The 13,409-nt window shown below is 67.5% G+C and carries 14 protein-coding genes; 7 read left to right on the forward strand and 7 right to left on the reverse strand.

Annotation, left to right across the window (positions count from 1 at the left end; all coding sequences use genetic code 11):
* Positions 1–166 precede the first annotated feature (166 nt).
* Complete coding sequence (locus DKG74_RS00555) at positions 167–1,240, reverse strand: AraC family transcriptional regulator (protein WP_207779186.1); 1,074 nt, start codon at positions 1,238–1,240, stop codon at positions 167–169.
* 111 nt (positions 1,241–1,351) lie between these two features.
* Here DKG74_RS00555 and DKG74_RS00560 point away from each other — a divergent pair, with 111 nt between their 5' ends.
* The 4 genes from DKG74_RS00560 to DKG74_RS00575 all read left to right on the forward strand — a co-directional run bounded on the left by DKG74_RS00560 (position 1,352) and on the right by DKG74_RS00575 (position 6,172).
* A complete protein-coding gene (locus DKG74_RS00560; protein ID WP_109901553.1) occupies positions 1,352–3,001 on the forward strand; it encodes an AMP-binding protein in 1,650 nt (549 codons plus the stop codon).
* A gap of 75 nt (positions 3,002–3,076) precedes the next feature.
* Positions 3,077–3,841: a 3-hydroxyacyl-CoA dehydrogenase gene (locus DKG74_RS00565; RefSeq protein WP_109901554.1), complete on the forward strand. Its 765-nt coding sequence runs from the start codon at positions 3,077–3,079 to the stop codon at positions 3,839–3,841.
* 14 nt (positions 3,842–3,855) lie between these two features.
* Entirely contained in the window at positions 3,856–5,031 is a 1,176-nt protein-coding gene (locus tag DKG74_RS00570) for an acetyl-CoA C-acyltransferase (protein ID WP_109901555.1), read from the forward strand.
* A gap of 1 nt (position 5,032) precedes the next feature.
* Positions 5,033–6,172 carry an acyl-CoA dehydrogenase family protein gene (locus DKG74_RS00575; RefSeq protein ID WP_109901556.1) on the forward strand — a complete coding sequence of 380 codons (1,140 nt, stop codon included), beginning with the start codon at positions 5,033–5,035 and terminating at the stop codon, positions 6,170–6,172.
* Between the two features lie 6 nt (positions 6,173–6,178).
* Here the strand turns inward: DKG74_RS00575 and DKG74_RS00580 are convergent, their stop codons facing one another.
* On the reverse strand, positions 6,179–7,309 hold the full coding sequence (locus tag DKG74_RS00580; RefSeq protein ID WP_165837460.1) for a glutathione S-transferase family protein: 1,131 nt from the start codon (positions 7,307–7,309) through the stop codon (positions 6,179–6,181).
* A 120-nt stretch (positions 7,310–7,429) separates the two neighbouring features.
* Between DKG74_RS00580 and arsC the strand changes: the two genes are divergently transcribed.
* Entirely contained in the window at positions 7,430–7,771 is a 342-nt protein-coding gene (arsC, locus tag DKG74_RS00585; RefSeq protein WP_109901558.1) for an arsenate reductase (glutaredoxin), read from the forward strand.
* Entirely contained in the window at positions 7,771–8,085 is a 315-nt protein-coding gene (locus DKG74_RS00590; protein ID WP_109901559.1) for a cupin domain-containing protein, read from the forward strand. Before arsC ends, DKG74_RS00590 begins: the two co-directional genes overlap by 1 nt.
* A 12-nt stretch (positions 8,086–8,097) precedes the next feature.
* Here DKG74_RS00590 and DKG74_RS00595 read toward each other — a convergent pair whose 3' ends face one another.
* Complete coding sequence (locus DKG74_RS00595) at positions 8,098–9,342, reverse strand: surface lipoprotein assembly modifier (RefSeq protein WP_109901560.1); 1,245 nt, start codon at positions 9,340–9,342, stop codon at positions 8,098–8,100.
* A gap of 66 nt (positions 9,343–9,408) precedes the next feature.
* Positions 9,409–9,780 (reverse strand): winged helix-turn-helix transcriptional regulator, encoded by a 372-nt coding sequence (locus tag DKG74_RS00600; RefSeq protein WP_109901562.1) that lies wholly within the window; start codon positions 9,778–9,780, stop codon positions 9,409–9,411.
* 119 nt (positions 9,781–9,899) lie between these two features.
* On the opposite strand from DKG74_RS00600, the gene DKG74_RS00605 reads away from it, so the two are divergent.
* On the forward strand, positions 9,900–10,514 hold the full coding sequence (locus tag DKG74_RS00605) for an NAD(P)-dependent oxidoreductase (protein WP_109901564.1): 615 nt from the start codon (positions 9,900–9,902) through the stop codon (positions 10,512–10,514).
* 6 nt (positions 10,515–10,520) lie between these two features.
* Here the strand turns inward: DKG74_RS00605 and DKG74_RS00610 are convergent, their stop codons facing one another.
* The 3 genes from DKG74_RS00610 to DKG74_RS00620 are packed head-to-tail and all read right to left on the reverse strand — an operon-like array spanning position 10,521 to position 13,350.
* The gene (locus DKG74_RS00610) at positions 10,521–12,263 is read right to left on the reverse strand and encodes a flotillin family protein (RefSeq protein WP_109901566.1); all 1,743 of its coding nucleotides are present in this window, start codon (positions 12,261–12,263) and stop codon (positions 10,521–10,523) included.
* Positions 12,260–12,904: an OB-fold-containig protein gene (locus tag DKG74_RS00615; RefSeq protein WP_109901568.1), complete on the reverse strand. Its 645-nt coding sequence runs from the start codon at positions 12,902–12,904 to the stop codon at positions 12,260–12,262. The genes DKG74_RS00610 and DKG74_RS00615 overlap by 4 nt, the downstream gene beginning before the upstream one ends.
* Positions 12,901–13,350 (reverse strand): hypothetical protein, encoded by a 450-nt coding sequence (locus tag DKG74_RS00620; RefSeq protein WP_109901570.1) that lies wholly within the window; start codon positions 13,348–13,350, stop codon positions 12,901–12,903. Before DKG74_RS00620 ends, DKG74_RS00615 begins: the two co-directional genes overlap by 4 nt.
* Positions 13,351–13,409: the final 59 nt, after the last annotated feature.

The raw sequence follows: 13,409 nt of genomic DNA on the forward strand, positions 1-13,409 counted from the left end.
ACGCGAACCGCGGGGGACGAGACGTTCTGTCATTTCAAATCGGGGCGCCCAGCCTTGCGCCAGGAATGGCTTCGCAAGCAGAGTTGCGTTTATACCTTTAAGGACAGGTTAAGGCCTGGAGCGCCCGGTTGAAATCGGCGGCGCCTTGTCTGCCGACAGGGGAAATTCAGGCGGCCCGGCCGTCGTCCCGCGGCACCGCCGTTTCGGCCCCGGCGCTGCCACGCCGGAATTCGCCGGGTAACATGCCGGTCCATTTCTTGAAGGCGCGGTGGAACGAGCTGGGATCGGCGAATCCGAGCCGTTCGGCGATGTCGGCGACGCTGTTGGTGCCTTCGCTCAGGCAGCGGATGGCGAGGTCGCGGCGCAGCGAATCCTTGATCGCCTGATAGTTCTGGCCTTCGCCGTCGAGCCGGCGGCGCAGGGTCGACGGCGACATGTGCAATTCCCCGGCCAGACGGTCGAAATCCGGCCATTCGGTGGCGTCGAGCCGGCGCAGCCGCCGTCTGACCTGTACGGTCAGACTGTCGTTCGAGCGGTATTTCACCAGAATATTGGCGGGGGCGCGGCGCAGGAAGCTCTTCAGCTCGGCCTCGCTGCGCTTCACCGGCAGGTCGAGAACGGCGGCGTCGAATTCCAGCCGGGTGCGGCTTCGGCCAAAGCGCAGATCGTGGGTGAAGAGGGTGCGATAGTCTTCGGTATAGGGCGGCTCGGCGCAGCGGAATTCGGCCGCCGTCACCGGAATGCGGCGGCCCGCCAGCCAGCAGGTCAGGCCGTGGAGAATCAGCCAGAAGGTGCAATAGGTGAAGGCGCGCAAAGGCTCGCCGGTCTCGGTGAGGACGACGGACGCCCGCTCGCCCTCGCGCACCAGTCGGGGCTGGAAATCGTCGAGGATCAGCGAGATGAAGCGCAAGGCCCGGCGCAGCGCCTGCCCGACGGTTTCGGCGCCATGGGCGCTGCGCGCCATCAGGGTGAAACTGCCCGGGCGCATCGGGTGGCGGTCCATGCCGAAGAATTCGCAGTTCATCGCCCGCGCCAGGTGTATCCAGAGCGCGGCATACTGACTGGCCGGCACCCTGGCCGTGGCGTCGGCCAGAAGGCCGGGGGCGATGCCCGCAAGGGTCAGCACGGCGTCGATGTCGAACCCGCGCTGGCGGGCGACCACCAGCGCCTCCTCGACCAGATGAACCGAAATCGTGCCGCGCTGCATCATGGCCTTGGGCCGTTCCCCCTTGTCCGGCATGGCAAATTCCGTCGCCGAATTTGGAGCCTGCTGCCATTGTGGCCGACGCGCAATGGGCTTAACCCGTTCGCCAAAGGCCGAGGGCCGGAACAAGCCAAGGGAGATGCGCCGATGAAGCGTACCTATGATTCCGTCATTGCCGGGTTTTCCGTCGCCGCGCTCGAGCAGGAGCTGCTGAAGGGCAGTCTCGCCGGGGGCCTGAACGCTTGCCTCGAATGCTGCGACGCCCATGTCGGCGCCGGCAAGGTCGCTCTTCATTATGAAAGCAAGGACGGCAGCAGCGCCGATTACACTTTCGAGCAGCTGCGCGATCTGTCCGCCAAATTCGCCAATTTCCTGGTCGCCAACGGCGCGAAGCCCGGCGACCGCGTCTCGGGCCTGCTGCCCCGGACGCCGGAGCTGCTGGTCACCATCCTCGGCACCTGGCGTGCCGGCTGCGTCTACCAGCCGCTGTTCACCGCCTTCGGCTCCAAGGCGATCGAGCACCGGGTGAAGACGGCGGAAAGCCGCTTCGTCGTCACCGATCTCGGCAACCGCTCTAAGCTCGACGATGTGCCGAACTGCCCGCCGGTCCTGACCGTGGGCAAGGACGTGCCGGCCGGCGACATGAATTTCGCCGAGGAACTGGCGAAGCAGCCGGCCGATTTCGCGCCGGTGCTGCGCGGGGCGGACGACGCCTTCCTTCTGATGTTCACCTCGGGCACCACGGGCCTGCCCAAGGGCGTGCCGGTGCCGCTGAAGGCGCTGCTGTCCTTCGGCGTCTACATGCGCGACGCGGTCGAGCTGCTGCCCGAGGACAAGTTCTGGAACATCGCCGATCCGGGCTGGGCCTACGGCCTTTACTACGCCGTCACCGGCCCTCTGCTGCTCGGCCACACCACGACCTTCTATGACGGCTCCTTCACCGTCGAATCGACCTATGGCCTGATCAAGAAGCTGGGCATCACCAATCTGGCCGGCTCGCCCACCGCCTACCGTCTGCTGATCGCGGCCGGGCCGGAAGCCGCCGCGCCGATCAAGGGCCAGCTGCGCGCCGTCTCCTCGGCGGGCGAGCCGCTGAACCCCGAGGTGATCCGCTGGTTCGCCGAACATCTGGCGGCGCCGATCAACGATCACTACGGCCAGACCGAAATGGGCATGGTGGTGAACAACCACCACGGCATCGAGCACCCGATCCGCATGGGCTCCGCCGGCCTGTCGATGCCCGGCTACCATGCCGTCGTGGTCGATCCCGAGGGCCAGGAAGAACTGCCGGTGGGCCAGCCCGGCATTCTCGCCATCGACCGCAGCAAGTCGCCGCTGTTCTGGTTCCCCGGCTACCTGAACCGCGAAACCCCCAGCTTCGTCGGCAATTACTACCTGACGGGCGACACGGTCGAGCTGAATGACGACGGCTCGGTCAGTTTCGTCGGCCGCTCGGACGACATCATCACCTCGGCCGGTTATCGCATCGGGCCCTTCGATGTCGAAAGCGCGCTGATCGAGCACCCCGCCGTGATCGAAGCCGCCGTGGTCGGCAAGCCCGACCCGGAACGGACCGAGATCGTGAAGGCCTTCGTCGTCCTGTCCAAGGGCTTCGAGCCGTCGGACCAGCTTGCGGAAGAGCTGCAGCAATATGTCCGCAAGCGCCTGTCGACCCATTCCTTCCCGCGCGAGATCGAATTCGTGACCGACCTGCCCAAGACCCCGAGCGGCAAGGTCCAGCGTTTCATCCTGCGCAATCAGGAAGTGGCCAAGACCAAGGACGCCTCGGCGGCCTGATCGCGCGTATCGCGTCTTTCGTCCCAAGGTCCCGGCCTGCGCCGGGACGACGACTACAATCTTCAGGAGCCTGACGTGCAGATCACGGGCAAGACCTTCATCGTTACCGGCGGCGCCTCGGGCCTCGGCCTCGCGACCGCGCAGATGGTCATCGCGGCGGGCGGCAATGCCGTCCTCGTCGACGTCAATCCGAATGGCGCTTCGGTCGCCGAGGGCCTTGGCCCCAACGCGATCTTCGTGAAGACCGACGTCACCAACGCCGACGACGGGCAGGCCGCGGTCGATGCCGCCATCGCCAAATTCGGCGCCGTGCACGGCCTCGCCAATTGCGCCGGCATCGTCATCGGCGAAAAGGTCGTCGGTCGCGACATGCCGCACAAGTTGGACACTTTCGCCAAGGTGATCAACGTCAACCTGATCGGCGCCTTCAACATGCTGCGCGTCGCCGCCTTCGCCATGGCGAAGAACGAGCCGGGCGAGGACGGGGAACGCGGCGTGATCGTCAACACCGCGTCCATCGCGGCCTATGACGGCCAGATCGGCCAGGCGGCCTATGCGGCGTCCAAGGGCGGCGTGGTCGGCATGACCCTGCCGATCGCGCGCGAGCTGGCCCGCACCGGTATCCGCGTCGTCTCCATCGCCCCCGGCACTTTCGAGACGCCGATGATGGCGGGGATGCCGCAGGAGGTGAAGGACTCCCTGGGCAAGCTCGTGCCCTTCCCCTCGCGTCTCGGCTATCCGGCGGAATTCGCCGCGCTGGTCAAGCATATCGCCGAGAACCGCATGTTGAACGGCGAAGTGATCCGTCTCGACGGCGCGCTTCGCATGGCCGCCAAATAACAAGGAGACGCATCATGGAAGATCCCATCGTCATCGTCGGTGCCGCGCGTACCCCCATGGGCGGCTTTCAGGGCGACCTGAAGGATTTCACCGCCTCGCAGCTCGGCGCGACCGCGATCCGGGCCGCGCTCTCCCGCGCCGGCCTCGCGCCGGAGGCGGTCGAGGAAATCGTCTTCGGCTGCGTGCTGCCCGCCGGTCAGGGCCAGGCCCCGGCCCGTCAGGCGGCGCTGGGCGCCGGCCTTCCGCTCGGCGCGGGCGCGACCACCATCAACAAGATGTGCGGCTCGGGCATGAAGGCGGCCATGTTCGCCCATGACCTGATCCTCGCCGGCTCGGCCGATGTCGCGGTCGCCGGCGGCATGGAGAGCATGACCAACGCGCCCTATCTCCTCGACAAGGCGCGGGGCGGCTATCGCATGGGCCATGGCCGGGTCATGGACCACATGTTCCTCGACGGGCTCGAGGATGCCTACGACAAGGGCCGCCTGATGGGCACCTTCGCCGAGGATTGCGCGCAAAACTTCCAGTTCAGCCGCGAGGAACAGGATGCCTATGCCATCGCCTCCCTGACCAAGGCGCAGACGGCGATCAAGGACGGCTCCTTCGTCAAGGAAATCGTGCCCGTCGCCCTGAAGAAGGGCGGCGAGGTTTCGAGCGACGAGCAGCCGCCCAAGGCGAAGATGGACAAGATCCCGACCCTGAAGCCCGCCTTCCGCGAGGGCGGCACGGTGACAGCGGCCAATTCCTCCTCCATCTCGGACGGCGCCGCCGCGCTCGTTCTGATGAAGCGCTCGGAAGCCGAGAAGCGGGGCCTCGCCCCCATCGCCGTCATCCGCGGCCACGCCACCCATGCCGACAAGCCCAGCCTGTTCCCGACCGCGCCCATCGGCTCGATCGAGAAGCTGTTCGCCAAAACCGGCTGGAGCAAGAAGGACGTCGATCTCTACGAGATCAACGAAGCCTTCGCCGTCGTCGCCATGGCGGCGATCCGCGAACTCGGCCTCGATCCGGCGGCAGTCAATGTCCATGGCGGTGCCTGCGCCCTCGGCCATCCCATCGGCGCCTCGGGCGCGCGCATCCTGGTCACGCTGCTGGCCGCGCTCGAGAAATACGGCCTGAAGCGCGGCGTCGCCTCGCTCTGCATCGGCGGCGGCGAAGCGACCGCCCTCGCGGTCGAGCTGGTGCACTGAGATGAGCGACTTCGGTTACACCGAGGAACAGGTCCAGATCCGCGACGCGGCGCGTTCCTTCGCCGCCGAGCGGCTGGCCCCCTTCGCCGCCGACTGGGACCGCAACCACGAATTCCCGGCGGAAGCGGTCGCGGAAATGGGCGAGCTCGGCTTCTTCGGCATGGTCGTGCCGGAGGAATGGGGCGGCTCCGATACCGGCAATCTCGCCTATGCCATGGCGCTGGAAGAGATCGCGGCGGGCTGCGGCGCGCTTTCGACCATCATGAGCGTGCATAATTCGGTGGGTTGCCTGCCCATCCTGAAGTTCGGCACCGAGGCGCAGAAGGCGCACTATCTGCCCGACATGGCCGCCGGCAAGGCCATCGGCGCCTTCATGCTGACCGAACCCCAGGCCGGCTCCGACGCCGCCGACCTGAAGACCCGCGCGACCAGGGACGGCAACAGCCATTATGTGCTGAACGGCACCAAGCAGTTCATCACCTCAGGGAAAAACGCCAAGGTCGCCATCGTCTTCGCCGTGACCGATCCCGCCGCCGGCAAGAAGGGCATTTCCGCCTTCATCGTGCCGACCGATACCCCGGGCTACAAGGTCGCCCGGGTCGAGGACAAGCTGGGCCAGCACGCTTCCGATACCTGCCAGATCATTTTCGAGGATCTGCGCCTGCCGGCCGAGAATCTGCTGGGCAAGGAAGGGGAGGGGTACAAGATCGCCCTGTCCAACCTCGAAGGCGGGCGCATCGGCATCGCCTCGCAGTCGGTCGGCATGGCGCGCGCCGCCTTCGATTACGCCGTCGCCTATGCCAAGGAGCGCGTCACCTTCGGCCAGCCGATCATGAACCACCAGGCCGTGGGCTTCCGGCTCGCCGACATGGCGACCCAGATCGAGGCCGCGCGCCTCATGGTGCACCGCGCCGCGCGCCTGCGCGAAGCCGGCCTGCCCTGCCTGATCGAGGCAAGCCAGGCCAAGCTCTTCGCGTCGGAAATGGCGGAGCGGGTCTGTTCCGTCGCCATCCAGACCCTGGGCGGCTACGGTTACCTGGCGGATTACCCGGTGGAGCGGATCTACCGCGACGTCCGCGTCTGCCAGATCTACGAGGGCACGTCGGACGTTCAGCGCATGGTGATCGCCCGAAGCCTTTGAACTTCCCTAAGCCACCGTCAACTTGTTGCCCTGGCGGCCCAGTCGCCGGGGCATTTTTTCGTCGAGCAGGCGGGCCATGCCGCCGGCCGCCAGCAGCGCGCGGGCCTCGGCCTTTTCCGCGTCGTCCAGCCGCGCGAAGGCATCCTGCACCCGCTGCAGCATCCACAGCGAATGGCCGGCCGACATCACCTCGAACGTGATGCCCTGGATATCGAAGCGCACCGGCCCGAAGCTGGGCTGGTCCACGCCCTTGGACGAGACCGGGGTGCCGGCGGGCATGTCGGTACGCTCCGCCGCCCAGGTCCCGAACAGATCGAGCGTCGCCGCCAGTTCCGGCCCGAATTCCGCGGCCATCAGGTCGAGCACGGGGCAAAGGTCCGCCGTGATCTCGAAGCCCGGGGCGGGATCGGGGAATTCCGGCGACGTGTCCTCGCCCGCGTTCATGCGTTCGGTCCAGCGATAGACGATGGGGGCGCGGCGCTGCATCAGCGGCACGGCATGAGGGTCGCGCCCGAGGTGGGCATGGAGCGGCCCCATCAGACCGTAGTCGGCGCGGGACGGGCTGCCGCCCAGCAGATAGGGATGATGCGCGAAATGCCGGTCGAGAGCGTCGAGCAACGCGAGATATTGCGCCTCGATCGCCGGGATCGTCGCCTCGGTGATGCCGAGCGGCGGCAGATAGGCCGACATGCGGCCGGCGATGACGCGGCCCAGTTCCGATCCCTTCCCGGTGTCGCCCATGGCGATCAGGCGCGAGAATTCGCCGATGATGAAGGCTTCGTTCTCGGCCCGGAAGTTCCAGCGGTAATGCATGGCGGGCCGCAGCATGGCCCGGTCGGCATAAGCCTCGACGAAGAGTTCCACCACCCGCGCGACCCCGGCCGGGCGTGCGCCGAGCAGGTCGCGGGCTTCGAGATGGTCGAGGATTTCGGTCGAATCCTGCACGATCGGGCCGTCGGCGAATTCGAGCACCGGAATGCGCTGGTTCTGCGTCACCGGCAGGACATGGGTCCGGTAATAGGGGTGGCTCTGGAAATCCTCGCGGAAGGGCAGACGCTGCTTGCGCAGGGCCGAACGGACCTTCGCCGTGTAATAGGAACAGGGTGCGCCGAACAGGCGCAGGGCGGGTGGCGTCATCGTTTCCTCTCCTCGGGTCCGGCCCGGTGCTTCGCCGGGCGGTGACCGCCGCGACATGATGCGTGCCCCGGTGCGGCGCGGTGCTATCCTCGCCGCCGACAGCGACTCCAGGACCCGATCATGACGGTGACTATTTATCACAATCCCAAATGCAGCACATCGCGCACCACGCTTCAGCTGATCCGCGATGCCGGGGTGGAGCCCCGGGTGGTCGAATATCTGAAGACGCCGCCGAGCCGGGCCGAACTGGCGGCGCTGGCCGCGACCAGGGGCCTGTCCGTCCGTGACCTGCTGCGGACCAAGGAGCCGCTGGCGAAGGAAATGGCGCTCGCGACCGCGCCGGACGAGGCCATTCTCGACGCGATCGCCGCCCATCCCATCCTGCTGAACCGGCCCATCGTCACCTCGGGGAAGGGCGGCAGGGCGACCCGCCCGCCCGAGACGGTGAAAGACCTGCTGTGATGCGCTTCATCGACCCGAAGGGCTTCACGGCGGATCGGGCCTGGGGCGCCCTCGACATCGCCCGTTTCGACGCGGCGACGGTGCGCCTGCACTGGACCGACCGGCCCTATGTCTGGCACGTCAACGATGGCGAGGAAGTCTTCGTCGTCCTGGACGGCACGGTCGACATGCACTGGAAGGACGGGGAAGGGGTGGAGCGCGTCACGCGCATGGCCTCGGGCGACATCGTCCATGCCGGCATCGGGGCGGAGCATGTCGCCCATCCCGTCGGCCCCGCCCGTATCCTCGTGATCGAGCGGCCGGGTTCGGTCTGAGCCGATCCCGGGTCAGAATTCCTTCGTTACGCCGATCTGGAACAGATCCCGTCCGTAGGAATAGATCGGGATGTTCGAGTCGTTGTCGATGTGGGTGTAGCGGAGGCTGGGTGTCACCCGCCAGACGTTGATCCGCCGGTTGAGGATGAAGGCCGTGTATTGCCGGCTCTCGTCCTCGCGCGTTGTTGCGAAGGCGGGCTGGTAACCGTCGTACCAGGTACGGGCGACCCGGATCGAGCCGCCCGCGGAAAAACCCCAGGGCAGGTCGCCATAGATGCCCGCAGTCAGGCCCGCGCCGACATTGGCGTAGAAGGCATTGTCGAAATCCTCCCGCTGGGCGCTGGCGGCGGTGTAGAGCAACAGCTCCGGCAGCACGGCGTAGCGCAGGGTGACGGAGCCATCGGTCGACAGGCCGTCGCGTCCGAAGTCGAGGGCGCTTCGGTCGTCGCCGATGCGGAAGGCGGCTTCCGCCCGGACGCTGCGGCTGAGCAGGTAATTGCCGTCGATCTGGAGGCCGACGAAGCGGTTATAGGGATCGAGGCCGTACCAGCAATGGTAGGCCGTCAGGCCGATGCCGATCTCGCCCCGCTCGAGAAGGTAGCGGGGGCCGGTGGTGACCGAAAGGACGGTATCGTCGAATTCGGAATCGGTGAAGGTGCGCTGGCTGAGGCCGCCGCTGGTCTGCAGGCGCCAATGATCGGCGAGGTCGAAACGATAGCTGCCGTTGACCGCGCTATAGAGGCCGACACCGGATTTCCGCGTCGCGGAATCGCTCAGCTCGAACGGCCGGCCGGGGAACCACACGAGGTTCACTTCCCGGCTGTCGGGGCCGCCGTTGATGTTGCTGTCGGGCACGATGGCGAGTTCGGCCGACAGGGTCCAGCGCCGCCGCTTGCGGATGGCGTTCAGGAATTTCTCGACATTGTCCTGCACCGCCTGGGGCAGGTCGGCGGACAGCACCCGCTCGAACTGGAAGCGGGCGCGCTCGTCCTGATCCCCGGCGAGGAACAGCGCCCGGGCGAGTTCCAGCCGCACCCGGACGAGGCTGGCGTCGCGGGCCAGAATGGCGTCGAAAATCGCGATGGCGGCGGCATAGTCGCCGCCCGCGACGGCTTGCAGCCCCTCGCGGAATTCGGCCTCGGTGCGCAGTTGTTCCGCCGTCGGCTCGGCCTGTGGTTCCTGTGCCTGCGCGGGCCACACGAAAGCGAGGCCGAGCAGCAGCAAGGCGCCGCCAGCAAGGCGCGCGAGTGACGACATGCCCAGACCCCCCCGGCCTTCACGAAGTCGCGATGCCGGTCAGTCTAAATCACAGGGGCGCAGGCGTCATGCCGCCGCTTGCTGCCGGCGGTCGAAATCGGCCCTTGCCTGTTCGATTACATTCATATGGCTTTCCGCCCAGAGACGCAGCGGCTCCAGCGTCGCCGCCAGCGTGCGGCCGAGGTCCGTGATGGCGTATTCGACCGTGACCGGCACAGTTGGATAGACCGCGCGGGTCACCAGCCCGTCGCGCTCCAGGCTCTTCAGGGTCTGGGACAGGACTTTCTGCGACAACCCGTCAACGCCCCGGCGCAATTCGTTGAAGCGCATGGTGCGGCCGGCCAGCAGGCCGAGCAGCAAGACGGTCCATTTGTCGGCGATGCGGTCGAGGATCTGCCGCGTCGGGCACAGGGCGTTGAAGGCATCGGGGCTGTTCATGGCGCGGGTCCGGGTTTCGTCAGGGTTACCAGATGACCGTAAAGTGCCCTCTTCACAAGCAGATTTCAAGATGTCATCTGGTATCCATTGGAAACCTGATGACTGAAAGGAACCATTCTATGTCCAGGATTGCCCTGATCGGTGCTTCCGGCAACGCCGGCTCGAAAATCCTCGCTGAACTGGTGGCGCGCGGCCATGAGGTGACCGCCATCGCCCGCGACACCTCGAAGATCGCCGCCGGACCCGGCGTCACGCCGCTGTCGGTCGACGCCAACGACGGAAAGGCGCTCGCCGCCGCCCTGGCCGGGCACGACATCGCGATCTCCGCCGTGCATTTCCTCGCCAGCGATCCGGAAACCCTGATCGGCGCGGTGAAAGCCGCGGGGGTGAAGCGCTACTACGTCGTCGGCGGGGCCGGCAGCCTCGAGGCGGTGCCGGGCCTTCGCGTCGTCGACACGCCGGAATTCCCGGCCATCTACAAGGCCGAGGCCCTGAAGGGCGCGGTCTTCCTCGACCGGCTGAAGGCAGAGCCGGCGCTGAACTGGACCTTCCTCTCCCCCTCGGCGCTGTTCTTCGACGGGCCGCGCACCCGGACCTTCCGTCTCGGCACCGACGGGCTTCTGGTCGCCGACGATGGCAACAGCTCGATTTCCTTCGCCGATTATGCCATCGCCCTCGCCGACGAAGTCGAGGCGCCGAAGCATGAGCGTCGGCGCTTCACCGTCGGCTACTGACCGAACTTACTTGTCGTCGGTCTTGGGCAGCAGGCCGTCCAGCCCCTTGCCGCCGGAAAGGCCGACCTCGGCCAGCAGACTGTCGAGCAGCGGCGCCTGCGTGCGATAGCGCAGCGCCGCCGCCACCGCCCGGTCGGCGAGATTACCCTCGTCACCCGGCACGGACGCACCGGCCTCGGCCCCGTCGGCGAGGCGGGCGAGGCCGCCGGTGTCGACGATGCGGATCGAGTCGATCTTTTCGACCGGCTTCACCATCTGGGCGATGATCTCGGGCAGTTTCTCGATCAGGCGCTGGCGGATTTCCTGGGCGATGATCTTGTCGGTCAGGGTGTTGCGCGCGGCGTTCAGGGCCTGCTGGCCGGCGGCGTCGACTTCGTAGGAACGGGCGCGGGCTTCGGCGCCGATCCTTTCGGCATCGGCCGCTGCCTGGGCCTCGATGCGGCGGGCCTCCGCCATCTCGTCGGCGGCGCGGCGCTCGGCCTCGGCGCCGACGGTGACCTTCAGGGCTTCCTTCTCGGCTTCCTTGCGCGCTTCGGTCAATTCGACCTGGCGCTGACGCTCGGCCTTTTCAAGGGCGCGGGCGGTTTCCACCTGTTCGGCGGCGCGCACTTCCTCGGCCTTGGCCTGGGCGGCGGCGGCTTCGGCGGCAGACTTCGCCTTCGACTGTTCGGCGAGGGCGATTTCCGACTGCTGGCGGGTGATCGCCACTGTTTTTTCCGTTTCGATGCGGACCGACTGCACCTGCTGGTCGGCCTCGATGCGCGCCCGCTCGGCCGAGGCTTCGGCGGCGACCCGGGCTTCCGACTGTTTGGCGACGTCGATCTGCGATTTCTGGCGCTCGATCTCGAGATCGCGATCCTTGGCGATCTTCACCGTCTCGACCTTGCGCTGGGCTTCGATGCGGGCGTTCTCCGCCTCCTGCTGAGCGGCCGCTTCCTTCTTGGCGATCTCGGTCGCGGCGGCGGCGCGCATGAAGGCGATTTCGCGCTGCTGGGCCTGAACGGCGTCCTCGCCCTGACGCTCCAGCTCCAGCTTCTCGCGCGTCGCTTCCAGATTCTTGCGCTTGATCGCGACTTCCGTGTCCTGCTCGACGACGAAACGCTCGCGGCGCTTCAGCTCGGTCTTTTCCTTCAGCTTGGTCAGGCCCTCGGCGTCGAAGGCGTTTTCCGGGTTGAAGAATTTCTGGTCGGTCTGGTCGAGGCCGGTCAGCGAGGCGGATTCGAGTTCGAGACCGTTCTTGGCAAGATCCTCGGCGACGACATTCTGCACCGACTGGACGAAGTCGGCGCGCTTGAGGTGCAGGTCCTCCAGCGTCATCTGGGCGGCGACGGCGCGCAGCGCGTCGACGAATTTACCCTCGACCAGCTCGCGCAGGGCATCGGTGTCATTGGTGCGGGTGCCGAGGGTCTGGGCCGCCATGTGGATCGCATCGGCATCGCGCTTCACGCGGACGAAGAATTCCACGGTTACATCGGCGCGCAGCTTGTCGTTGGTGATCAGCGCCTCGCTCTCGGCCCGGCGGACGACCAGCTTCAGCGTCTTCAGGTTGACGCCGGTGATCTCGTGGAACACCGGCAGCACCAGCGCGCCGCCGTCCAGCATGACCTTGGAGCCGCCAAGGCCGGTGCGCACGAAGGCCATTTCCTTGGAGGCACGGCGATAGAGCCGGGCGAAGACGAGACCGACCACCAGAAGAAGGACGAGCCCGAGGACGACCGGCGTCAGGACGGCGAAGAGTTCTTCATTCATGGGATTTTCCCCGGCGTGTCGAGATCGGGCATGAGGGTGGCGGTGAAGACACCGCCCTCGCGGGCGAGCAGCACGATGCGGGCACCGGCGCTCAGGATTTCACCGTCCAGCGCCGGGCGGACGCGGACGTAATGGGCGTGGCCGTGCTGGTCCTTGACCATGGCCTCGGCCGGATTGTCGGCCCGGGCGGTGCCGCTGCCGACCTTGCCGATCCGGCCGACCAATGTGTCGACGCTGACCGCCACCGTTTCCTCGCGCGGCAGCACGCGGGCGATGCCGATGGAGAGCCAGCGGGTGGCGAGCACGGCGGGCGCCAGCACGGCGAGGGCGGCGCCCCAGCCGGGCAGGGGGGCGAGCACCGCGCCCGCGACTTCCTGCAGGAGAAGGCCGAAACTGGCGAAGGCGGCGCAGAATTCGGCCAGCAACACGACCAGCGGCACCTTGCCGAGGCCGATCCAGTCGAGCACGCCGCCCTCCGCCTCGGCGTGGTGATCGGCGATGTCGGCATCGTGGTCGGCGCCGTGCTCGCCCAGGCGGAAGCCGGTCAGCGCGCCCAGCAGCTCGACCAGGAGGAGACCCAGCATCAGGCCGATGGCGATGGCGAAGGGCCGGTTGGCCGGGGACAGCAGGATGTCGATCATGCGCCGATCCCCTCGCGCCGCAGCGGCATCAGGTCGTGCAGCGCCTGCCGGCCGGCCTCGGCCCGTCGCTGCTCGGCCGCGCCGGCTTCGACGGCGGCGCGCAGCAGATGCGCGCGAACGCTGTCGCCGCCGGGGCCGGGCGGCAAGGTTTCCGCCTGCGCGGCGATCCAGGCGATGGCGATCCGCCGGCCGTCGGCGGCTTCGATTTCCCGGCGCAGGCGCGCTCGCGCGCCATCGTCGCCCCGGTCGTCATCACCGGCGGGCAATGTGCCCCACAGGCGTCGGACAAGGCCGGGCCGGGCCTTTGGCCGATGGACCAGGACCTCGGCGATGGCCGCTTCCAGCGCGCTCTCGGCCGTGCCCGCCTCGAGGCAGAGCGCGGCGAGGGCATCGCTCAGCCCGGCGAGGGTCGCGGCCGGCGGGTGTCGGGACAATGTCGCGGTCATGGCCGCAGGATGCCCCAGCCCGGTGGCAATGCCAACCTTCGCCGCGCCCGCAAATTGTG

Origin of the sequence: Zavarzinia aquatilis (genome assembly GCF_003173035.1) — a bacterium.
GTDB classification, from domain to species: Bacteria; Pseudomonadota; Alphaproteobacteria; order Zavarziniales; family Zavarziniaceae; genus Zavarzinia; species Zavarzinia aquatilis.